Annotated in this window: 18 protein-coding genes; 1 reads left to right on the plus strand and 17 read right to left on the minus strand. The window is 38.8% G+C overall.

The window, feature by feature from the left end:
* Positions 1–106: 106 nt before the first annotated feature.
* From FGL72_RS06455 to FGL72_RS06480, 6 genes are all read right to left on the minus strand, one after another.
* Positions 107–766, minus strand: coding sequence for an aggregation-promoting factor C-terminal-like domain-containing protein (locus tag FGL72_RS06455; RefSeq protein ID WP_004905150.1), 660 nt, complete (start codon positions 764–766; stop codon positions 107–109).
* A gap of 270 nt (positions 767–1,036) precedes the next feature.
* Complete coding sequence (locus tag FGL72_RS06460) at positions 1,037–2,275, minus strand: PTS sugar transporter subunit IIC (protein WP_004900053.1); 1,239 nt, start codon at positions 2,273–2,275, stop codon at positions 1,037–1,039.
* A gap of 88 nt (positions 2,276–2,363) precedes the next feature.
* Positions 2,364–3,362, minus strand: coding sequence for a D-2-hydroxyacid dehydrogenase (locus FGL72_RS06465; protein ID WP_004905151.1), 999 nt, complete (start codon positions 3,360–3,362; stop codon positions 2,364–2,366).
* Positions 3,363–3,515: 153 nt separating this feature from the next.
* Complete coding sequence (locus FGL72_RS06470) at positions 3,516–4,118, minus strand: ATP-dependent Clp protease proteolytic subunit (RefSeq protein ID WP_004900057.1); 603 nt, start codon at positions 4,116–4,118, stop codon at positions 3,516–3,518.
* Positions 4,119–4,244: 126 nt separating this feature from the next.
* Positions 4,245–5,189, minus strand: a complete 945-nt coding sequence (whiA, locus tag FGL72_RS06475) for a DNA-binding protein WhiA (RefSeq protein ID WP_004905152.1) — start codon at positions 5,187–5,189, stop codon at positions 4,245–4,247.
* Positions 5,189–6,163 (minus strand): gluconeogenesis factor YvcK family protein, encoded by a 975-nt coding sequence (locus FGL72_RS06480; protein WP_004900061.1) that lies wholly within the window; start codon positions 6,161–6,163, stop codon positions 5,189–5,191. Before FGL72_RS06480 ends, whiA begins: the two co-directional genes overlap by 1 nt.
* A gap of 248 nt (positions 6,164–6,411) precedes the next feature.
* Here FGL72_RS06480 and FGL72_RS09760 point away from each other — a divergent pair, with 248 nt between their 5' ends.
* On the plus strand, positions 6,412–6,534 hold the full coding sequence (locus FGL72_RS09760; protein ID WP_004900063.1) for a putative metal homeostasis protein: 123 nt from the start codon (positions 6,412–6,414) through the stop codon (positions 6,532–6,534).
* Between the two features lie 52 nt (positions 6,535–6,586).
* On the opposite strand, the gene uvrA is transcribed toward FGL72_RS09760, so the two are convergent.
* The 11 genes from uvrA to FGL72_RS06535 form a co-directional block, all read right to left on the minus strand.
* Positions 6,587–9,457 carry an excinuclease ABC subunit UvrA gene (gene uvrA / locus FGL72_RS06485; RefSeq protein ID WP_004907372.1) on the minus strand — a complete coding sequence of 957 codons (2,871 nt, stop codon included), beginning with the start codon at positions 9,455–9,457 and terminating at the stop codon, positions 6,587–6,589.
* 119 nt (positions 9,458–9,576) lie between these two features.
* On the minus strand, positions 9,577–11,583 hold the full coding sequence (gene uvrB / locus FGL72_RS06490; protein ID WP_004900068.1) for an excinuclease ABC subunit UvrB: 2,007 nt from the start codon (positions 11,581–11,583) through the stop codon (positions 9,577–9,579).
* Between the two features lie 72 nt (positions 11,584–11,655).
* Complete coding sequence (locus tag FGL72_RS06495) at positions 11,656–13,815, minus strand: LTA synthase family protein (protein WP_004905154.1); 2,160 nt, start codon at positions 13,813–13,815, stop codon at positions 11,656–11,658.
* Positions 13,816–13,900: 85 nt separating this feature from the next.
* Complete coding sequence (locus tag FGL72_RS06500; protein ID WP_012305061.1) at positions 13,901–14,167, minus strand: DUF1797 family protein; 267 nt, start codon at positions 14,165–14,167, stop codon at positions 13,901–13,903.
* Positions 14,139–15,197: a lysylphosphatidylglycerol synthase transmembrane domain-containing protein gene (locus FGL72_RS06505; protein ID WP_004905156.1), complete on the minus strand. Its 1,059-nt coding sequence runs from the start codon at positions 15,195–15,197 to the stop codon at positions 14,139–14,141. Before FGL72_RS06505 ends, FGL72_RS06500 begins: the two co-directional genes overlap by 29 nt.
* A gap of 17 nt (positions 15,198–15,214) precedes the next feature.
* Positions 15,215–16,222, minus strand: a complete 1,008-nt coding sequence (locus FGL72_RS06510) for an LTA glycolipid anchor biosynthesis glycosyltransferase, IagA/BgsA family (RefSeq protein ID WP_004900074.1) — start codon at positions 16,220–16,222, stop codon at positions 15,215–15,217.
* Positions 16,223–17,452: a glycosyltransferase family 4 protein gene (locus FGL72_RS06515; protein ID WP_085699719.1), complete on the minus strand. Its 1,230-nt coding sequence runs from the start codon at positions 17,450–17,452 to the stop codon at positions 16,223–16,225.
* A 142-nt stretch (positions 17,453–17,594) separates the two neighbouring features.
* Entirely contained in the window at positions 17,595–19,376 is a 1,782-nt protein-coding gene (locus FGL72_RS06520) for an ABC transporter ATP-binding protein (protein WP_004900081.1), read from the minus strand.
* Position 19,377: 1 nt separating this feature from the next.
* Complete coding sequence (locus tag FGL72_RS06525; RefSeq protein WP_085699722.1) at positions 19,378–21,096, minus strand: ABC transporter ATP-binding protein; 1,719 nt, start codon at positions 21,094–21,096, stop codon at positions 19,378–19,380.
* A gap of 136 nt (positions 21,097–21,232) precedes the next feature.
* Positions 21,233–23,215 carry an ABC transporter ATP-binding protein/permease gene (locus FGL72_RS06530; protein ID WP_004900085.1) on the minus strand — a complete coding sequence of 661 codons (1,983 nt, stop codon included), beginning with the start codon at positions 23,213–23,215 and terminating at the stop codon, positions 21,233–21,235.
* 38 nt (positions 23,216–23,253) lie between these two features.
* Positions 23,254–23,751 (minus strand): NUDIX domain-containing protein, encoded by a 498-nt coding sequence (locus FGL72_RS06535; protein WP_004905159.1) that lies wholly within the window; start codon positions 23,749–23,751, stop codon positions 23,254–23,256.
* Positions 23,752–23,768 lie beyond the last annotated feature (17 nt).

Genomic DNA, 23,768 nt, shown 5'->3' on the forward strand with positions numbered 1-23,768 from the left:
TCCATCATCCATTTTATTTATTCTATCTTATTATACACTACTATCTTGTTAATTTATAACAAGTCGCACCAGACAAAATAAAAGGTAACAGTACGCTGTTACCTTTTTAATACCAATTATTTGATTGCCAATGAGAAATTGCATTATCAACCGTACCATAGCGCTCCGCGATATATTTTTGCATTGCTTCTAATTGCACATCATAGTTTCCACGGTAATTCTGACCTGGCACATATTTATCATAATATGATTCTGCCAATTGTCCAATACCATAATAAGCACCATTTGTTGCATGTGCATCGCCATGGCTTTCACGTGTAATCAGCCACTGAATGTCACCCGTATTAGTCACTGGCTTTGGCGCTGCTGTGGCCACTACGTTTGCAGATTGTGACGATGGGACTGACAATTGATCGTTGGTTTTTGGTTCAACAGCAACCTGCTGTTCATTCATATCAATATGATTCAGTGTTTGTGTTTGCACCGCTGGTGCTGGTTCAGCCTTCGCTTCATTTTGTTTGACACTAGCTTCTGCTGTCAATTGCTGTGTACGCTCTGGCTGATGGCTTTTACTAGCACTAAGCTGGATACTATTGACATCTGATAATGATTTTACAGCGTCATCAATACCAATAACGTTAACCTTTTCACGATCTGGCTTAGTATAGGTCACATGTTCTTGATTGGCATGTGTTGGTGTTCCAAAAATTCCCAAACCACAGCTTGTAATTGTTGCACTTGTAAGTAATATTTTCTTTAACATCATGCTTTCTATTGTCTAATCCCAATGTTACAAAAGCATGACACCAGTTACTAAATGAACATACAATATATAAATATTAAACATTATCACGCTATTTGTTTACCATTAAAAAATATTAAACGTTTAACAAAAAAGCTGAAAAATAACGCACTTTGATAGTGATTTTAGGAGTTGAAAAAATAAATTATTGTCAGCGTCACATAACTAACACATACCTGTCATAAAGAAGCAAAAAAGACGAGATACGCTAACATATCTCGTCTTAAAAATAATTTACAAGTCTTGTTGGAAGTCCATTGGTGTGTATAGCTTTAGTAACTTACTAAAAACATATTGTGCAATGAAACCAGCAATGATTGGCACAATAATCCAAGCAATCAGTGCAGTTACGGGGTTAATAAAATGATTCATTACACTAGCTGGCACTGCCGCATCTTTAACCATCGATTGGATTGGCGATACTAAACCAATATACCCAAACCCTGCTGTCGTTGGCGTTCCTTGAACATTAAACAAGGCTACCGGAATACCAGATATAGCGGCGGTTAATAAGAATGGTAGCATCGTTAATGGCTTAGCAAACACTGAAGGCATCATGCCTTTCATGGCACCAAGTGCAATAGCAACGGTCACACCAGGCTTATTGACGCGCCAAGAGTTAATCAGCAAGACGATTGTTGTCGCTACAACACCCATCGCTGCAGCACCTGAGCCGATGCCTGATAATGAGATGGCAAGCGCAATACCAACAGTAGACACTGGTGTAATAATAATAATTGAAAATGCCATTGCAATGAGCATTGCCATCGGTATAGGCGCCAATTTAGTAAATGTTTCTACTAATTGTCCAATCCAAGTGGTTACCGCACCAACATAAGGTGCAATAGTTTTACCAATTAGGCCAACCCCACCACCAACAATTATTGGGCTTAAGATGATAGCTACTGACCCAAAGCCTTTCAAGTATCGAGACACAAGCCATGTGACCAATACGGCAATCGCTGCAACAATCATCGCATTGATAACATCCCCGGCACCATTAGCTATATAGATATTACTAGGTGCGACCGTCTTGATGCCAGTGACTGGGTTAACAAATCCGGCTGATACTTTGGCCCATTTAATTGAGCCAGAAGCAACTGCCGTAGCAATTGCTACCACACCAACATCCAAACTTTTCATTTTAAATTGTAAGGCAACAGCCATACCAATCAAAAATGGAATAAGTGATGTAAAGAGCGTCAAAATCGCACTGAGGTTAGCACCAAAAGCAGTTGTGCCTAAACCAGAATACTGAATGATGTACTTCATAACAGCTGAAGGTAAAACACCAATCAAAATTCCTTGTGCTGAACCTGAAAGCACTTTAAAGAAAAAGTCCTTAAGTTTTAATTCGGTGGCACCACTAAATGTTACTGGTGCACTTTCGGAGGCTTTACGTGCATATTCTTCATTACGCACCATTTGTGACTCCTTTGTGGCCCATTTCTGGCCATCTGCTTTAATAGTCATAATTTTCCCTACTACTTTTAAACAAGTTCACTAATCGTTTCAATTCACACTAAAGCCCGCGCAAATGCCCGGGCTTAGTCAATAAGTCTTAATACTTTACAGCAATACTTGGTGTCTCACCCTTGGCAAAAGCTACAGCAGCATCAAATGATTGGTGTACCATTTCTTTTACAGCATGTGTTGTATAGAATGCAGTATGTGGTGTTACAAAGACGTTTTCACGAGAAATCAAGTCATCTAAGCGCTTGTCATCAAGCCCATTAACTGACCAATCCTTATTGAACACACCCACTTCGCCTTCGTAAGTATCCATAACAAAGCCAAACAATTTCTTTGAATCCAAGGCCGCAACAACAGCATCAGTATCCACAAGTAGACCACGTGATACGTTAACTAAGACAGCATCGTCTTTCATCTTAGCAATTGTTTCAGCATTAATCATTTGATCATTAGTGCCTGGGATGTGAGGAATGTGTAGCGATACAATATCTGATTGTGCTAACAATTCGTCCAATGTGTCAACGTAAACGCCTGTTTTTTCTAATTCAGCATTACGATAGACATCATAAGCAATCACTTTTGCACCAAATCCTTGCATAATCTGCATGAATACACGGCCTATGTGACCTGTCCCAACCACACCAACAACTTGGTCACGTACTTCGCGACGGATTGTTGGTTCCCAACGCAAGTCACGTTTTTGTACTTTATTTTCCATGACTTTAGCTTGTGACAATAATGCTGAAACTTGAATTGCTGCATGTTCTGCAATTGCGTTAGGTGAATAAACAGGCACGTTAGATACGTTGAAATTGAATGCCTTAGCAGCATCAAAATCAATGTTATCTGTTCCCACATTACGAAGTGACAAGTTTGTCACCCCATTTTCAGCTAGGGCAGCTAACGTCTCACGTGAATAATCTAACTGTTGATAAACAACTGCTGAGTCTGAACCTTTAGCTAAAGCTGCTGTTTCAGGGGTTAATAATTCTTGAGTATAGTCAACTTCAACTTCAGGATGAGCTGACTTCCAATCTTCAAGTGATGGCTTCTCGTCATCACGAATACCATAAGCAAAAATCTTCATAAGATCCTCCAAAATTTATATTACCACTCTATTTTACCCCATTTTGTGCATTTTTGCACGTGAAATATTAACTAAACTTATTTTTATATCATAGCCATAATATTGTATTTAATGCAAACAAAAAACGCAGACGATTACCCCTGCGTTTTTTGTTTATTTAGTTGTTGGCTTTTCACCAGATTTTGTTAAAATACCGTCAATAAAACCGTAAGCAAGTGTTTCTTCAGCGCTCATCCAGTGGTCACGTTCAGTATCACGGGCAATAGTCTCCAAATCGCGATCAGAAGCATCAGCTAAAATTTTATTCAACTTGTCACGTGTCTTGGTTAATTGTTCAGCAATAATTGCCATATCTGTTTGCTGTGTTCCGCCCACAGCACCACCCATTGGCTGGTGAATAAGGTATTCAGCATTAGGCAACATAAAGCGATGACCTTTTTCACCAGAACTCGCAATAATTGTTCCCATAGAGGCTGCTAACCCCATGACAATTGTTGTAACTGGTGCTTTAATAAAGTTCATTGTATCTGTAATTGACAGTCCAGCAGTAACTGATCCGCCTGGCGAATTAATATACATTGAGATTTCTTTTGTTGGGTCTTGCGCTTCCAAAAAAAGCAATTGGGCAACAATTGACGTTGCCATGCTATCTTCTACTTCACCTTGTACTAAAACGATACGATCTTTTAACAAACGTGAAGGCAAATCATAACTTTCACGTCCATTGGCAGTTTGTTCAATAACTCCTGGCCACATAATTGTTAGGCTCCTTATTTAAAATATATTCGCAACATAACATTGTTGCAGTTTACCGCTTTTAATTAGTCAAACAACGGCTTAAGACTATTTTAGCACAAACGCATGAAGAGTGCTAAAAATTGCCTACAATTTATTTAAGTCGTATGTCACGCCAGCATTGATCATATCTTCTAATGCTTTTAATTTTCTCATACGATGATTTGCACCTGATTTACTAATCTCAAGACGATCACCTAACTCTGCTAATGAATCATCAGGGTGTTCTAATCGCGCCTTAGCGATATCACGTAATTTCTTTGGCAATAAATCTAAATCACCAATTTCATTAGCAATAAACAAAATTTGTTGCACTTGTTTATTAGCGGCATCAGCTGTTTTTTGAATGTTAGCTAGTTCCGCATTGGTCATACGATTCACAGAATTACGCATATCACGCATCATTCGGATATCCTCGAAGCGCAACATTGTTTGAGTAGCCCCAATAGTTGATAAAAAATCGACTATCTTTTCAGCACGCTTAATGTATATGACATAACCCCCAGAGCGATCAATAATCTTTGCCGGCAAACCAAATTCAGCCATCATTAATCTTAACGTTTCCGCCAACTCTTCATGCGTTGTAAAAATTTCAAGATGGTAATTAGCCTTCTCAGGTGAATTAACGGACCCGGCCGCCAAAAAAGCGCCGCGCAGAAAGGATCGTCGTTTATCGACTTGATTCAATATTCTGTCAGGAATATCGGGGTGCAAACCAAACGGATCAACACCCAAATCAGTTAATACATCTGATACTTTGTTTTTGAGTAACACGCCGTATGACTTATGCTGTGACATGTAGTTGTGTTCGGCAACTGTCACTTCGACTTCTATTTGTGTATAATTTTGTTTCAATAGTGTATAAATGCGCCTGGCAATGGCAGCATTCTCTGTTTTAACTGAAACGGTTTGATCTATGCCTAATGTGCTAACACCATTCATGCGCATCAGTGCAGAGAGTTCAGCTTTGGCATTACCATCATGAACACGTAAACCTGTTAACTCTTTTTTCACATCTGCTGCGTAGGACATTAACTATTCTCCAAAATTTTTAACAATTCTAACATGATTTTTTCACCATCATGAAATGCACCAGCATCACGTAATTGCAAAAAATCACCCGGTACTTCGACAGCGCCTTGTACTTTAACAGCTGCCTCATCTAGTTTAACTTGATGTGAAATTTCATCCCATTTTTGATAATCAACGAAGTCTTCTGGCACAACGGCATTATTCGCAATGACATAATCAATCACTGGGGAACCAATATGCGCGTTCAGGGCTAGTAAATGTTGCGCATCAGTATAAGCATCCGTTTCACCTTTTTGCGTCATGATGTTAGATATATAAACTTGCTTAGCCTGTGTTAACCGTAAGGCTTCGTTAACTTCTGGCACAACAACATTAGGTAATATAGAGGTGAATAAACTACCAGGACCATAGACAATCATATCCGCATCTAAAATTGCCTGGACAACTTCAGGGGCAGCTTTAGGTGCTTCGCCTGGTTCATCTCCAGTGACCCACACGTGGTCAATGACTTTATGCGCGTGAGTAATTTCAGACTCTCCAGCAATGACTTCCCCATCTTTAAATTCTGCATGTAAAATTAGCGGTTCATTCGAAACAGGGTAAATACGCCCTCGCACGCGCATAAACTTGGCTAAATATTGCACAGCATCAAAAATATTACCATGCATTTCTGTCATTGCTGCAATAATTAAATTGCCGACAGCATGCTTAGCAAAAAAATCATCTTTGGCATTAAAACGATATTGCATGACTTGCGTAATCGCTGGATCAACATGTGACATAGCCACTAGTATATTTCGAATATCACCAGGTGGTACGATGTTAATATAGTTTCGCAGTAGGCCACTAGAACCGCCATCATCTGCAACAGTAACAATTGCTGTCAAATCAATTTTTTGTTTGACAAGTGGTTTAATAATGACGGGTAATCCTGAACCACCGCCAATGATTACAATTTTGGGTTTATCTGGCATACGTTATATAGTAATCTTTGAATTACACATACATTAATGACGCATAACGTGCCACTTTCATCTGTATCCAAGGAGTCACTTCGACCTTTCGATTTTTAACTTCATTATTATAATTACATTTTATCATGTTGTTGCAATTTTCAGAAATTTTGATATACTAATAAATTGTAAGTGAGATTGCTAGCAAATTGCTCTCTTAAATTTGCCGTCCCTATTTGCAAATAATCAAATTGGAGATCTATTACATCATGACAGAAAAATTAGACATCGCTTCAGCAGCACGTCATCTGAAAAGCCCCAATATTAAAACACGTAAGCGTGCTTTAAAGGCAATTCACGATTTAAACCTGCGAAAAGGCGCATCAAAGTAACTTAAAATAAAAAGCATGAACGCTTAATCGTGTTCATGCTTTTTATTTTAAATTATGCTTTATTTTCTTGGCGTGCTTTGTCACGCGCCATAATTGTCTTCAAATACTTACCAGTATATGATGCCTCATGTTTAATTACTTTTTCTGGTGTGCCGGTAACCAAAACATTACCGCCACCTTCACCACCTTCAGGCCCCATATCAATAAGCCAATCAGCCGACTTAATAACATCTAAATTATGCTCAATCACGACAACGGTATTACCGCCATCAACTAAACGCTGCAATACTAACAATAAACGGGAAATATCATCCACATGAAGACCAGTCGTTGGTTCATCTAGAATATACATCGTCTTTCCATTCGACCGGCGATGTAATTCCGAAGCCAACTTCATACGCTGGGCTTCACCACCAGACAGAGTTGTTGCTGATTGCCCTAATTTAATATAACCCAAACCGACATCACTGATCGTCTGTAGTTTACGCGCTATTTTTGGAATTGGTGAAAAGAACGCCAATGCTTCGGTCACAGACATCGCCAAGATTTGTGAAATATTAAATCCCTTGTATGTTACTTCCAGTGTTTCTGAGTTATACCGCGTACCACCACAGACTTCACATGTAACATAAATATCGGGAAGAAAGTTCATCTCAATTTTAATGACACCATCTCCGCGGCAGTTTTCACAACGACCACCCTTTGTGTTAAATGAAAAACGCCCCTTATTATAGCCTCGCATTTTAGCTTCATTCGTTTGTGAAAAAAGATCCCTAATATCATCAAAAACCCCCGTATAAGTCGCAGGATTTGAACGTGGTGTACGCCCAATTGGCGTTTGATCAATATCTACTACCTGATCAATATTTTCAACTCCCTCAATCGCACGGTATTTTCCGGGTTTTTGAGAGTTATTATTCAGTTTTTGCTTCAATGCACGTTTTAGAATTTGGTTAACCAGTGTTGATTTTCCTGAACCTGAAACACCCGTCACAACAATAAACTTAGCCAGCGGAAACTTAACAGTCACATTTTTAAGGTTATTTTCGCGCGCACCCTTTATTGTTACCGCATTACCATTTCCCTTGCGCCTCTTATCCGGTATAGGTATGAAGCGTTTTCCTGCTAAATATTGACCAGTAAGCGATTTATCGTTGTTAGCAACGTCATCTGGTGTACCGGTGGCAACAATTTCACCACCTAAAATGCCAGCACCCGGCCCAACATCTATCAAATAATCGGCAGCCATCATCGTGTCTTCGTCGTGTTCAACAACAACTAATGTATTGCCCAGGTCACGCATATTATCCATGGCATGTAACAACATGTCGTTATCTCTTTGATGCAAACCGATTGAAGGTTCATCAAGTACGTACAATACACCTGACAAATTTGATCCAATCTGCGTGGCTAAACGAATACGTTGTGATTCGCCACCAGAGAGTGTGCGTGCTGAACGTGATAGTGTCAAATATTTCAAACCAACGCTTTCTAAAAAGCCTAGGCGATCTTTAATTTCTTTAACGATTGGTGCTGCAATTTCAGCATCTTGCTGCCCTAATACCATTGTATTAAAAAAATCAAGTTCCTGATCTACTGGCAATTCTGACACTTCACCAATATGCTTACCATTAATTTTCACTGATAAAGCCGCTTGATTTAAGCGATAACCATGACACGTTTGGCACGCTAGCTCAGTCATATAATTTGCCATTTGATCACGTGTGAAATCTGAATTTGTTTCATTAAAGCGTCGTGAGATATTGTTAATCACTCCCTCAAAAGGCATATCAACATCACGCACGCCACCAAAATCATTTTTATAGTGGAAATGAAAATCCATTGTCCCTGAACCATATAATATTAATTGCTGTACTTTTTCAGGTAACTTCTCAAACGGTTTATCCATATCAATATTAAATTGTTCCGCAAACTGCTGTAACATTTCTGGATAGTAGTTTGACGATATTGGATTCCAAGGTGCAATGGCGCCTTCACGCAAAGTTTTCTTAGTGTCTGGTACAACTAAATCAATATCAACTTCGCGTGTAACACCTAGCCCTTGACAAACTTCACAGGCACCCAATGGCGCATTAAAACTAAATAAACGTGGCTCTAAACGACCCACTCGAAAGTCTCTCAAGGCGCCAAGATAATGGTCTGAAAATTTGAGTGGTGCAACAGGTGTTTCCCCTTCACGCACAGCTACATTAAGCGTTACTAACCCATCAGTTAATCGCACAGCAGCCTCAATTGAATCAAATAAACGTGAACGTCCATCGTCCCGCAAAACAACACGATCAACCATCACATCAATATCGTGCGCTTGGTTTTTATTTAACTTTGGTGTATCAGTATCTAATTCAATAATTTTCCCGTCTACGCGAGCACGAATATAACCCTGTTTTCTCATATTATCAAAAGCCGTTTCGTGTGAACCACGTTTATGACTGATGATAGGCGCAAAAACTTGTAGACGACTTCCTGTTGCGAGCTGCTGATAAACTTTCTCGACCATCTGGTCGATTGTCATAACAATTTGTGTCCCATCTTCCGGATCATCAGGCCGCCCAACACGAGCAAAAAGTAATCGGAAATAGTCATTAATTTCAGTAACTGTTCCAACGGTTGATCTTGGGTTGTTAGATGTCGTTTTTTGGTCGATTGAAATTGCTGGAGATAAACCGTCAATCGAGTCAACATCTGGCTTGTCCATCTGGCCTAAGAACTGTCTGGCGTATGAAGATAGACTTTCAACATAACGCCGCTGGCCTTCAGCATAAAGCGTGTCAAAAGCCAAGGAAGACTTTCCTGAACCGGACAAACCGGTAATCACCGTGAGCTTGTCTTTTGGAATATCAACATCAATATTTTTTAAATTTTGGGTGCGTGCACCACGTATTTCTATATTTTTCTTTGCCATTTAATTATTATTAAGCTATGTGCTCGATGGTAGATTGTGTAACAAACTACCGCTACATGATAGTCATAGCTCAGCCCTTCATTCTCTCTTAGTTTTGATACTGGTAGTAAAATTTGCTATCAAAGGCTGGCCTTCAAGCTCATCACACTATCACGAAGTTGTGCTGCTTCCTCGAAATTCAAGGCCTTTGCTGCAGACTTCATTTGACTTTCCATATTTTTAATAATGGCCTGTTGCTCATCTTGCGGTAAGTCTCTGAAGGCTACTTGTGTCAAATCAATTGTTTCAGCCCCACCATCGGTTTCCGTGCGGACACTGATACGTTCTCGAATGTCTTTTTTAATTGTCGTTGGTACAATATCGTGTACTGTATTATACTGCATTTGTATTTCACGGCGCCTTGCAGTCTCGTCCATGGCTTCTTGCATTGATTTTGTAACGCTATCAGCATACATAATGACATGGCCATTAGCGTTACGAGCTGCACGCCCGATTGTTTGTATGAGCGAGCGTGGATTGCGCAAAAAGCCTTCCTTATCTGCATCTAAAATTGCCACTAATGATACTTCAGGGACATCAATCCCCTCTCGCAATAAGTTAATCCCAATCAATACATCATATTTTCCTAAACGCAAATCACGAATAATTTCTGTACGTTCTAACGTTTTGATATCCGCATGTAGGTAAGCTACTTTGATACCGACGTTTTTAAGGTAATCAGTCAAGTCTTCTGCCATACGTTTTGTTAACGTTGTAATAAAGACACGCTCATTTTTATCAGTTCGTTTGTTAATTTCGCCAACAAGATCATCAATTTGTCCCATAACTGGACGTACTTCGACTTCTGGATCTAATAAACCTGTTGGTCGTATAATCTGTTGTGCAATGTGATCTTTTGTTACACGCTCTAATTCATAATCACCAGGCGTTGCCGACATATAAATAATTTGATTAACATGCTTTTCAAATTCTGGCAGCTTTAATGGTCGGTTATCAAGAGCCGATGGTAGGCGAAAGCCATAATTGACCAGTGTCTCTTTACGCGCACGATCACCGTTAAACATTCCTCTAACTTGCGGCATCGTCACATGACTTTCATCAACAATAATCAAAAAATCTTCAGGGAAGAAATCGAGTAAAGTAAAAGGTGGCTCGCCTGCTTGACGGCCATCCATCCAGCGAGAATAATTTTCAATACCACCAACAAAGCCCATTTCTTCAAGCATGGCTAAATCATATTCGGTTCGCTGCTTAATCCTTTGGGCTTCTAATAACTTACCTTCTTGTTCAAACTTGGTAACTTGCGCTGCCATTTCTTGACGAATACCATTTAATGCGCGTTGCATTTGATTATCATCCGTCATAAAATGTTTTGCTGGATAAATAGACACGAAATCACGTTCTGAAGCTGTCTCGCCGGTCAGGGCATTGATTTCTCTAATACGATCGATTTCATCACCAAAAAATTCAATTCGCAGAGCGACCTCGTCTTCAGAAGCCGGAAAAATTTCTACAATATCGCCACGTACACGAAAAGAACCACGATGAAAATCAATATCGTTACGTGTGAATTGAACGCCTATCAAATCACGCATTAACTGGTCACGTCCATATTCATTACCAACACGCAAGTTAATGACGTGTTCTTGATATTGATGTGGATCGCCTAATCCAAAGATTGAACTCACAGAAGCCACAACAATGACATCACGACGAGATAGAAGCGAACTTGTAGCCGAATTACGTAATTGATCGATTTCATCATTGACGGCAGAATCTTTTTCAATAAAGGTATCAGAACTGGGGACGTAGGCCTCAGGTTGATAGTAATCATAATAAGAAACGAAGTACTCAACCGCATTGTTTGGAAAGAATTCTTTTAATTCACCATATAATTGTCCCGCCAACGTTTTATTGTGACTTAAAACTAGTGTCGGTTTCTTAACGGTTTTAATGACATTTGAAATGGTAAATGTTTTTCCTGTGCCTGTTGCTCCCAACAAGATTTGTTCTTTAACACCTGCATTAATTCCACTGACTAACTGGCTAATTGCCCGAGGCTGATCACCAGTTGGCTGATACTTAGACACAACCTCGAAATCTTGAGCCGCAACATTTTCACGCATAGGTTTCTTCTTTCATAGACTTTTAATATTATTATACAATAAAACGAACAAACGTTCTATTGTTTGCTCGTTTTATTTACTACTGCTACTACTATTATCATTATTTGCTGCTGATGTCCCATTGAGTTCGGGCGCATCAGTTTTGTACATATCCAAAGTCGATTTGCCATTATTTTTAGCGAGTACACTAGACGGATTTGTTTTTTGCGCTTCCTTAAGCCGGTCTAAGCCAGTGCTCTTTTTATAATCAAAATCCTTTTTATTAACTGGATGGAAATCAGAACGACCTGTATCAAAACGTAATAAATCGCCAGTAATTACAGCATCTGAGTAACTCAATACCTTATTGACATAATCTTGCGTTGTTGTTGCAATCTTTTTCAACTCTGAATCAGAATCGAGTGTCACTTGCTGCCCATTCGTGGTATTGAAATATTGATTATTATATTTCATATACTTTGGCGTAATCCAATTACCATTACGCATTGGTACGACACCTTCATACTTTGGTGACAACATATCCTGACCAAACATCGTCATGTTATCATCTGGTACCCCTAATAGGTCAAGCAACGTTGGTAGCATATCAATTTCGCCACCATAAGTGTGGTTAATCCCACCCTTTAAATTATTGCCATGAATCATGAAAGGTACTTTCTGGAACTGTGCCAAATCGTAATTCGTGACTTTATCTTTACCAAGTAGCTGTGCAATCGCCGGTTGATGATTTTCCGAAATACCATAATGATCACCATAAAGCACAAAAACAGAATTATCATATAAACCAGCTTTTTGAAGATAAGTCATAAGTTCACCAAAAGCTTGGTCTAAATAATGGGCAGTTTGAACGTAGCCATCAACTGTATTGTCGCCTGTCGTGGTTGCCGGAAAACTAATATTTGCTTTATCAATTTCGTATGGATAATGGTTCGTTACAGTTATCAGCTTGGCATAGAAAGGTTGTGGTAATTGTTCAATATATTTCGCACTATCTTGCAAGAAAATTTTATCCTTCAAGCCATAGCCAACATTGAAGTTTGGCTTACTAGCATTAGGATAGTAAGCTTTTGAGAAGAAGTAGTTATAACCAAATGATTTATAAGTATTATCGCGGTTCCAGAAACTAGCCACATCACCATGAAAAGCTGCTGTCGTATAGCCACGTTGGTCTAAAATACCTGGTAGTGACTCAAATGTATTATTCGTGCCATATTTCACCATTGCAGATCCAGTTGCTAGACCGTATAACGAATTTTCTTGCATCATTTCAGCATCTGATGTCTTACCTTGGCCCACTTGATTATAAAAATTATCAAAACTTAATGTATGTTGATCATGGTAAAACTTATTCAAGTTCGGTGTAACTTCACGATTGTCTACTTTGTAATCAATTAAAAATTGTTGAAATGATTCTAAATGAATCATAAACACATTCTTACCTTTTTGCGTACCATAATATTGGATGTTATCAGGTAATTTTTGTGTGGCAACAAATTTCTTAATTTTTGTTAAATCAGCCGGCTTGGCTCTTTTACGACTCTCTGTTTGATTATACGTTTGTACGGCATTAAAGACAGCATATTCATTTAGTCCTAAATATTTCACAATATAATTGTTATCAAATGAACGTGTCAACAGGCCTGATCGATCTGCTGAAGCAATTCCAAAATCAACTAACATCAAAGCAAAACCAAGTATTGTAGTTAAAATAGCAAATTTCTTTTGAACACCTTTACGGTCAATTGTGAGTTGCTTGAATACCACCAACAAGATCAGAATGATGATATCAACAAATACCATATAATCTGACCAGTGAATAATTGCCGCAATTGATTTACTCAAATTATTCCCCGTTGAACTACCTGAACTTAGAATACCCATTGAGAGAAAGTCAGAAAATTCGCGGTAATATAAAACATTGGCAAACAGCCAAATCGACTGAATCAGATTAAAAGCAATTGCCACCCAATAACTAACCACACCACGGAAATACAGTGCGATACTCAAAAATATAATGGCAGTTGGTATTGGATTTAGGAACAACAGAAATTGCTGTGTCGCACCTTCTGCACCTAAATTAAAATTCATATGATAATTGACAAAAGTCTTAAACCAAACAAGCACAACATTTAAGACAAAAAACCAAACCAGTGGTGCAGATGTATCCATTGTGCGTTTAATTTTTTGCCAAATTGTTTTCAGACTTGGGATTTTTTTAAAACGGTTAAACATATTCTTTTCCTTCACATACCTACAAACTATAATACTTTGACTGAGACGAGCATATACAGCTTAGTCGTCAATATAACACTGTCAATCAAAAGATTAATTTAAAATCATGTAGGACATCATAAATTTCAATGGCTACAAGGTCAATGTCATCAAACTGAAAATGACGTATTTGGCGGTGCTCATACACGGTCCAAATCTTTGTAAGCTGGTCGTATTCTACTCGTAACGCTTCAATGCCAAAAACATCAAAACGCCGGCTTTGAAATTGATTGTCAGTTGCGTCAATCATAGCGCGCAAACGACCCAATATCTGATTTAAATCACTAATCTGGTGATTTTTTTGTATCTTCATGGTTGCTCCTTGTAACATGGCGCGCTGGTATCATATACGCCACAATACCAGCAAATAAGCCAAAATAATAGGTAATCAAGCGCCAAATTAAAATAACAAGTATTAATGTTGCCGGATTTTTAACAAACGGTGAAAAAAGCAATTGGAAGCTCAGTTCAGCGCCACCAACACCACCCGGAATCGGGAAAAGTGATATCACCATCACAATCATAATATTCATTGTCACAATTAGCCATGGATTGGTTTCACTGTAACCAAAAGCGCGAATAACAAAATAAGGTATCATATAGAAGACAATCAATTGTAAGGTTGTGAAAAATGTACCACCTAACAAAGATTCCCAACTACTAATCACACGACGTGATTCTTGATGAAAGTTGTCAATTTTTTGTTTAACTGTTCTAATCAATCGCCTATAACGCACTTCTGACATGAATCTTTTGAATAGCGGAGACACCATATCCACAATTCTGATCGTTAGCGCTGGCCAAAACATGACTAGTGCAATACCTACGATTACCACTGCATGAATGGCAATTGCAAACGGAATAAATGTTGCAAACGTTGGGTCAACTTGTGCATATATAAAATGCTCTGCGGCAAAATAACCTATCACAAAGCATACGACCACCACAACTTGATAGACTAAAAATTTCATCAATATGACTGATAATGCTCGCCCTGCTTCAACACCTGAACGTGTCAGTCCATAAAGTTGTGCTGGTTGCCCACCAGTTGCAAACGGTGTCACGCCTGTCCCAAGTTGGTTCAAAAGCGGTACTCGCAATAACGCGACAACAGAGGTTTTTTTGCGATCTGCTTGATTAAGCATCGCATAGGTGGCTGCTGATTCTAAGAAAAACGATATGATCATCATGAGCAGCCCTAAAAAAAGCCAACGCCAATCCAAATGCTGTAAAGCAAGTTTCAACTGTTCGCCCTTGCCACGTAATTCATTTGTTAAAAAGTAGACAACAACAGCAGTGAGTACAATAACGATAACTGCTGATATTTTATCTCTTCTTGACATATTTCCCCCTAACAGGTTTATGTGTTCAACACGGTCTGATAAACACGTTTTAACTGTTGCCCTATTTCAGGCAAGTTGCGTTCCACCGCTAATTGGTACCCTGCGTCAGTTAAATCAGGTAGTTCATGATTTAATATTTTAACCATTAATGTTTCAAAAGCAGCCACATCTTTAGCTTTATAGCTATTAATGCCATCAGCCAGCCAATGATGATAAACGGGTATATCCCTGACTAGCACTTTTTGCTTAGAAGCCAAAGCTTCAAGGACAACTATCCCCTCTGTCTCTTCAAACGATGGATATAAGAAGAGGTCAGCACCTTGATAAGCGCCTTGAATAACATCCCCTGTAATATAACCTGGAAAAATAAGGTTTCTTGGATGATTACCCTTAATCAAGCGACTAATTTTTTGGGGCACTAAACGTAAGTCTGTGTAGCCAAACCATATAAAAACATATTCAGGGTGTTTCTTTGCCAAAGTGACAAAATCAAGAATGCCTTTTCTTTCAAAAAATAAGCCAACACTAATAACCACTTTTTGTTCCGGTGATAAATCAAAATAGTCACGAAATTTTTTTACTTTTTCGTCACTCGCTGCATACTTCTCTAGCGGTATGCCATTAGAAATAGGAGCAATATATTGGCTCAGTCGATAACCGCGTAGTAGTTGTTTAGAATAAGGTGTTGGCGTAATAATGGCATCTGCTTTTTTATATAATGAGACGAGATAACGTTTAAAGAACGGTGCAATCAGATTAGATCCAGTGAATGAATTCCGAAAATCTTCATAGGTTGAATGTCCATGATAGACAACCTTTTTACCCATTTTGTGCGCTTGGTTGACCATGTAATGACTCTTCACACCGTAAGTATTAATGTGCAAAACATCATAGTCACGCGATTTAGGATCAGTTGTCACCTCAACGTCAGTATAACTGAGTGCCCTTTGTTGTAATTTGAGCGCACGACCAATACCTGATTTAGCGATTAATTTCTGATTTTCAAAATAAAGTAGTACTTTCACTTAATTTCTCCTGAAAGGATTACGCAGTATGCGCTTCATATAGCCAACTTCGTCATCTGTGGGGTATTCATCATCTACATCGTCACTTTGATGATAGTCCGATAAAACGTCTTGGTACAAAGACAAGACACGTTTAGCAAAAGTATTGGCATCGACATCTTGCATTTTTTTAGCACGAATTGCCTGATCTTTAGCTGCTGCTTGATGTGTAAGGTATTTTTCAATGCCAGCTAATAATTCATCATAATCAGAAACTAGCGTACCAATGGCATCATTATCGACTAAATTATCGAGGTATGGCGAATGAATTGCCACAAATGGTCGATTGGCCGCCATTGCCTCAATAAAAGTCAACCCTTGCGTCTCTGTATCTGAAGAACTAACAAATACATTACTCATTTGATAATAGTTCATGATATCATCATGATTGACCATACCTACAAAAGTGACTTGCTTCTCTAGTGACAATTCACTGACTTGTTCTTCTAACGACTTACGTGCTGGACCGTCACCAGCAATAACGAGTTGCGCGTCTGGCCATGTTTGCAGTAATTCTGAAAAGACTGAAATAGTCAGTGCAACATTTTTTTCAAACGCTAATCGACCTAATGATAAAATCACAGGCTGTCGCGATGAAAAGCCAAACTGGTCACGCAAGTTTTGCCTTGCAACGCTTGGATTTGGTAAAGCCACACCGGTAGGAATAATACGTATAGGTGCTTTTACACCATAGCGTAGTAGCGTTTCTTGTACTAATTGAGATGGGGCTATCACCGCTGACATACCCATCATATAAGCTTTCATAATCGTACCCACACCCTTAGGGCCTATTAACAGCCCTTTAGCCACGTAATGCGTATAATCTTCATACATCGTATGATAAGTATGGATAACTGGAATCTTTAATTGACGGCCTACAATTTTACCAAGTAGCCCCAGAGAAAACTCTGTCTGAGTATGAACAATGTCAAGTTGTATCGATTTTGCAATCTCAACTGCTTGTATTAAGCCACGAAAAGCTAAACGTCTGTCCTTAAATCCCACATAAGCTACGCTAGAGAAGCGATAAATATGTGGTTCAAATTTATTTTTAGGTACTTTCGGATCAGTCGAAGTAAAAATATAAACTTGATGGCCTTGAGCTTCAAGTGCATCTTTGAGTGTTTTAATTGATGTTGCGACCCCACTTACTTGCGGAAAGTAGGTATCAGTGAAAAGACCAATATTCATTGTCTCCTCCATATTTTGTGTCAATAGTAGATTTTAAAAGCCTATGAATTGCAATATTACCATTATAACATAACTTACCACGACTTCAGATAAACCAAAGACGTCGCTAATAAAAAAGCTACGTCTCAAGACGCAGCTTTTTTTACTCAAAAACCATTTGATTATGATATAGTTCAGCGTAAAAACCATTTTGTTTAACTAATTCATCATGGTTACCTTGTTCAATCACACGGCCATCTTTTAAGACAACAATTTTATCGGCTCCTAATATTGTTTTGAGTCGATGCGCAATAACGAAACTCGTCCTACCTGCAATGACATTATCCATTGCAGCTTGTATACGAGATTCGGTAACCGTATCAACGTTTGAGGTCGCCTCATCTAAAATCAAAAACGTTGGGTTTGTTAAAATAGTACGGGCAATGGAAAGTAATTGCTTTTGGCCTGTTGAAAATACCGATGTTTCATCGTTGACAAAAGTATGGTACTGATCAGGCAGTGTCATAATGAAATCATGGATATTAGCTTGTTTAGCCGCACTCATCATCGCCTCATCTGTCGCATCTGGTTGCCCAAATTTAATATTATCAGCAACAGTACCACTAAACAAAACTGAATCCTGCAGGACAATACCAACATGTTCTCGCAACGACTTAATATCAAATTCGCGAATATCAACCCCGTCAAATTTTACTGAGCCACCAGTCACGTCATAAAAACGATTTAATAGGTTCATCACCGTTGTTTTGCCTGATCCTGTTGGACCCACGAGCGCAACCATTTCGCCTCGATTAACGTTAACCGTGACATCATGCAAAATTTCTTTATCTTTTTGATAACCAAATTTAACCTTATCCAGTGTCACATCTTTTTGGATGGCCGTTAATTGATGACCATTTTTAGGGTTAATTTCTTCAGCCTGCTCATGCACTTCAGACAAGCGACGTGCACCTGTAACTGCGAGTTGTAGCATATTATAAATAGAAGTAATTTGTGTAATTGGTTGGTAATACTCTTGCGAATAGTTTACAAACACAACAATCAATCCCAAACCTGCAGCAGTGCTCATACTGCCGCTAACTACAAGCCATGATCCAAAGAAAATAACAATGGCCAAATTAAGTAAAGAAAGGCCCTGCATCAATGGAAATAATAGGCCTGAGTACATCTGTCCTTTGAATGTCGCTTGACGTACTTTTTCATTATAAGGTTGGAATCCAGCAATGGAAGACTGCTGCAGTCCTTGTGTAATAATAATTGCTTCACCATTGATTTGCTCATTAATATAACCATTCATTTCACCAGTTGCATCTTGCTGCATATCTATGTAACGACGCGCTTTAGAAATGACAAACCAGGCAACTAAGATAGCCACAGGTGTAGTTGCCATCGTCACCCATGCTAAGGCAACATTCTGACTAAACATCATCCAAATGACAGCCACAAACAACGCAAATTGCGACAACAATTCGAAAATAGCTTGATTCATCGCATTAAATATATTATCTAGATCAGAGGTAAACAATGATAGAATTTTACCGTCACGATGCGTGTCAAAATACTTAATGGTCATACGCTGGAGTTTACTAAATAGCCCAATGCGCATTTGGCCTGAAGCCTGAGCCGAAATACGTGATGCCAAAAAGCTCGAAATAAACATCGTTATAGCGGTTAGTATGAAGAAAATCATCATTGCTTCAAGTGCCTGATAAAAAGCTGTCTTGTTAGCCTGACTTTGCGTTATGGGATTCATATATTGGCCTAAGTATGTGGATAATGCTGTGATAGCTTTACCCATATAAATTGGCGCTTGTACTTGAAAATAAGTCGAAACAGCTGTCACAACAATGGTAAATGACAAACCCAACCAATAGCGTTTGAGGTAGGTTGCAAAATATTTTAATGAACGTTTTAAGTCTTTCACGCTATGATGCTCCCTTCGCTTTTTGTGTCTGATAAATTTCAGAATAAATAGGTGATGTTGTTAACAACTCTTGATGCGAGCCGATGCCAACTAATTCGCCTTGGTCTAATACGAAGATACGATCAGCATGAATAACTGAACTAATTTTTTCAGCAATCACAATCGTGGTTGTATTAGACAACTCCTGATTCAGTGCCTCTTGCACCAATTTTTCAGAACGGGCATCTAAGGCAGAGGTTGAGTCATCCAGAATCAGTATTTTTGGATTACCAATAACGCCACGGGCTATTGATAAGCGTTGCTTCTGACCACCAGATAAGTTTGCAGATCTTTCTTCAACATAATGATCAAACCCATCATCATAGCGATTGATAAATTCTGCTGCTTGCGCAATATCAGCTGCTTTTTTTAGTGCTAACTCATCTGCATCTTTACTGCCTTGGCGTAAATTATCAGCGATGCGGCCACTAAATAAAATTGCCCGCTGTAACACGTAAGAAACCGCTGAACGAAGGGATTTTTCATTAACAGACTTCAAATTGACCCCTCCAACAAGGACATCTCCCTGTGTCGGATCATACAACCTTGGGATTAATTGTGCTAACGTTGTTTTCCCAGAACCTGTTGCCCCAACAATACCAATCATCTCTCCGGCATGTATGTCAAAAGAAATATTTTTCAGCGATGGCCTATCATCATTAGGATATGTAAAGGACACATTCTTAAATGATACTTCACCTGATAATGGCTGTTCAGGTGCATCAGCACGATAAGTTAAATCCGGCACCGTTGCTAATACAGCGCCTATACGTCCAAGTGAAATAAAACCACGTGAAGCAAATGTCGACATCAAACCACCAATCATAATTGCGAAGAAAATCTGCATTAAGTATGAAATAAATGATGTAATAGCTGCTAAGTCAGTTGGATGTGCAACAACACTTTGCCCAACAAAATAAACAGCGGCACCAATGGCCACGTAAGAAATCAGCATGAACATTGGAATCATGGTAGAAAATAAATAGCCAATCATCGTGGTAACACGGGTCAAATCATTCGAGTTATCGGTAAAGTGCTTAATTTCATTATCTTCTTGATTGAATGACTTAATCACGCGAACACCTTGAAGACTTTCTTTGGCGATGGTGTTTGTTTTATCAATCAACTTTTGAATTTGAGAAAAATATTTACTCATTTGTTTAAAAACAATCTGAGAAGATAGTGCAATTAAAATGACCATCAAAACAACAATCCACCACAACCGTGGCAGTGTAATGAGCGCCAAAATAAAGGCCCCAATAAACAAAATGGGAATACGTGTTAATGATTGTAAAATCATCATAATTAATTGTTGTACTTGGTTCACATCATTTGTCATGCGAACAACCAAATTACCCGCAGAAAATTTTTCAATATTTCCGAATGAAAAAGATTGAATTTTTTGATATTGATTGGCTCTCAAATCAGCAGCTATACCTTGTGAAATCTTAGCAGCAAAAACTGTATTGATAACACCCGCAATCAAACCAATGATGGCTAAAATAATCAACTCCGTTCCATAAAACAAGACATTTTGTTGATCATTTTTGATAATAGCTGTCATCACGTGCTGTAGCAGTCTGGGCTGCCATAGTGAGGCACCAGCCATAATCACAACAGCAAGCAACGAAAAAAAGATATCTTTGTGATATGGTTTAGCATGTTCTCTTAAAATTTGCATTACAAACTCCTTATTCATACATCAATGTTATCAAAATCCTTAACTATTGATGAAAAGAAAGATTTTACTGTAACATCTACTCTAACACAAAAAAATCAAAAGTGAAAAAAAGCGCATTCATGTGCGCTTTTTTGAATTAATCTGATGCTAATGCATCTATTGTATTCAATTTTGCAGCACGACGTGACGGCACAAAACTAGCAACTAACGCAATCACAAGTGAAATCACAACAGCGAAAATAACATTGCCAATTGATACTTGCACAATACTAAAATGAATTAAACCATTCAGTGCCTGATTCATCACGACTTGTGCAACATAGGCTAGAACAATTCCCAAAACCGCAGAAATCATGCCAATTAATAAGGCTTCGTTTGTAAACAAGCCTCTGATATCTTTTGCACGCGCGCCTAATGCGCGTAAGACACCGATTTCTCGTGTACGCTCTGAGACTGACATATAAGTTGTCACAATAATCATAATAGCCGATACCAATAGTGAGATCCCAGCAATAGCTGCCAAAACATAAGAAGCAAGACTGGTAATCGTATTGATTGTGCCTAGGATATCATCCATAGATACACCAGCAAATGTTTGCATACCATCTGTTTGTACTTGGTTAATCCGCTTCATTGTGGCCTTCACGTTCTTTGTGTCGCGAATTTCAACCGAAGCATAGTTAGCATCTGTTACAGCGTTATTCTTCTTGAGATCTTTTTGAATCGTATCCCAATTTTGTATAAACATCTTACCAGATTGACCACCATCAGTCATACCAGCAATTTTTGCTGTTGTCGCAATGGGAATCGGGTGATTATCTTGGTCAAAAGCAATATAAGTAAAAGCAATATCTTTACCAATGAGTGCTTTATAATTACTTTGAATTTTCTTAGCAAATTCACGATCAATGAGAACTTCACCATCACCAGCCTGGTGACCTGCCTTGATTGTTTTCTTGGCATACTGAGGTGTCCATGATTTCAGCTGGACTGGTTGAGATTTCACATTGCCATAAGTAAATACGGCATTGTTAAACTGACCACCAGCATAAACATTATCCACACCCTTAACTGATGCCAACCGTTTAAGAGTTGCCTCATTCATTGTGGTTGCTTTGTAATCAGTGGCCATCAGTTGCATCGTTTCTTGCATGCGTTCTGTTGCATTAGCTTGTTTATTGGTGGTTGTATTACGCACAACTGTCTGATAGTTTGGATTGACTAAGTCATTAACCTGGTTAGCAATATAACCCTTAATACCATTACCTAATCCCAAAAATAGTATTACTGAAAAGACACCAATAGCTGACCCAATAATAATCAAAGCATTTTGTAATTTTTTATATTTCAAATGATCAAAGGCCATGTCCCATACTGAAGCCGCTTTGAGCGGTCGTGACTTAAAGCGTTCAGTAGCAGTAGTTGCCAGAAACTTGTCCTTTAGCTGTTTTTCTTCATCAATTTTACCATCAGACATATGTAGAATACGCGTCCCATATTCTGCAACAGCCTGCGAATGCGTCACAACAATAACAAGCTTGCCTTCTTGGGCAATTTGTTCAAGTAGCTCTAAAACTTCCGCTGTGTTAGCTGAATCAAGTGCCCCAGTGGGCTCATCAGCAATCATGATATCCGGATCGGATGCCAATGCTCTTGCAATGGCAACACGTTGCTTCTGTCCACCAGATAATTGTGAAGGATATTTATTAATATGATCAGCCAAACCAACTTTCGTCAATAATGCTACGGCGTGCTTTTTACGCTCACTAGCAGATAAATCAGTCATATTTAAGCTGGTTTCGACGTTTTCTAAATTCGTTTGATAGTTAATTAAGTTAAAACTTTGAAAGATGTAGCCAATTGTTTCCCGACGATAAACATCTAACTTTTTTTCCTGTGTATGGTCCAACTTTTCGCCATTAACTAAAACAGCGCCTTCAAAGTTGCGGTCCAAACCACCAATAATATTCATTAAGGTTGACTTACCACCACCGGATTCGCCTAGTATTGAGACAAATTCACCCTTTTCAAAGGATAAATCAATGCCATTTAACACAGGGAAAACCTGTTTGCCTAAGTAATAGGATTTTTTGATATTCTGAAGTTCTAAAAATGCCATGTTAACCTACTTTCGTTTTCTAACTGTGTTATTTTACACTACTCGCCATGCTCTCTCAGCCATGGCTGCTCACTAACCATATTATCGTTCAGCACGCGATGCAACGTTTTTTGCGCCTGTGGGACAAACATTTTTGGCACAGGATTTATTGGGACAAATTGTAAATCTAGTGTCTCAACGCCGTCCTTTCTCAGTGTACCGCCAACCTGTTCAACTTCAAAGCCGATACCTATTGTTTCTTGCGCATCACCCCAAGAATTTTTATCTGTCACATGGGTTGCCATACCTAACATCCTCGTAACGGCAACATCTAACCCAGTTTCTTCTTTAAACTCTCTTACCACGGCTTGCATCGGTGAGTCGCCATATTCTAAATAACCACCTGGAAACCCCCACCCCTCGTCGGAATCCCAGCGCTTTTCAAGTAATATCGCGTCATGTTGCTTATTCCACAATACGCCAAATGCTGAAACAAAAATCATGCCCTCATGACCTATTTTTTCACGCATACGACTAATATAATTTTGTTCTGTCATCTGATATCCCCCCATTT

It is taken from the genome of Leuconostoc citreum, from assembly GCF_007954785.1.
Taxonomy (GTDB): Bacteria; Bacillota; Bacilli; order Lactobacillales; family Lactobacillaceae; genus Leuconostoc; species Leuconostoc citreum.

Coding starts and splice junctions, on each gene's coding strand:
- FGL72_RS06525 (WP_085699722.1), bottom strand. CDS start 21,096: ATGCAAATTTTAAGAGAACATGCTAAACCATATCACAAAGATATCTTT.
- FGL72_RS06455 (WP_004905150.1), bottom strand. CDS start 766: ATGATGTTAAAGAAAATATTACTTACAAGTGCAACAATTACAAGCTGT.
- uvrA (WP_004907372.1), bottom strand. CDS start 9,457: ATGGCAAAGAAAAATATAGAAATACGTGGTGCACGCACCCAAAATTTA.
- whiA (WP_004905152.1), bottom strand. CDS start 5,189: ATGTCCTACGCAGCAGATGTGAAAAAAGAGTTAACAGGTTTACGTGTT.
- FGL72_RS06460 (WP_004900053.1), bottom strand. CDS start 2,275: ATGACTATTAAAGCAGATGGCCAGAAATGGGCCACAAAGGAGTCACAA.
- FGL72_RS06530 (WP_004900085.1), bottom strand. CDS start 23,215: ATGGCATTTTTAGAACTTCAGAATATCAAAAAATCCTATTACTTAGGC.
- FGL72_RS06495 (WP_004905154.1), bottom strand. CDS start 13,815: ATGTTTAACCGTTTTAAAAAAATCCCAAGTCTGAAAACAATTTGGCAA.
- FGL72_RS06505 (WP_004905156.1), bottom strand. CDS start 15,197: ATGTCAAGAAGAGATAAAATATCAGCAGTTATCGTTATTGTACTCACT.
- FGL72_RS09760 (WP_004900063.1), top strand. CDS start 6,412: ATGACAGAAAAATTAGACATCGCTTCAGCAGCACGTCATCTGAAAAGC.
- FGL72_RS06465 (WP_004905151.1), bottom strand. CDS start 3,362: ATGAAGATTTTTGCTTATGGTATTCGTGATGACGAGAAGCCATCACTT.
- uvrB (WP_004900068.1), bottom strand. CDS start 11,583: ATGCGTGAAAATGTTGCGGCTCAAGATTTCGAGGTTGTGTCTAAGTAT.
- FGL72_RS06535 (WP_004905159.1), bottom strand. CDS start 23,751: ATGACAGAACAAAATTATATTAGTCGTATGCGTGAAAAAATAGGTCAT.
- FGL72_RS06500 (WP_012305061.1), bottom strand. CDS start 14,167: ATGAAGATACAAAAAAATCACCAGATTAGTGATTTAAATCAGATATTG.
- FGL72_RS06470 (WP_004900057.1), bottom strand. CDS start 4,118: ATGTGGCCAGGAGTTATTGAACAAACTGCCAATGGACGTGAAAGTTAT.
- FGL72_RS06515 (WP_085699719.1), bottom strand. CDS start 17,452: ATGAATATTGGTCTTTTCACTGATACCTACTTTCCGCAAGTAAGTGGG.
- FGL72_RS06480 (WP_004900061.1), bottom strand. CDS start 6,163: ATGCCAGATAAACCCAAAATTGTAATCATTGGCGGTGGTTCAGGATTA.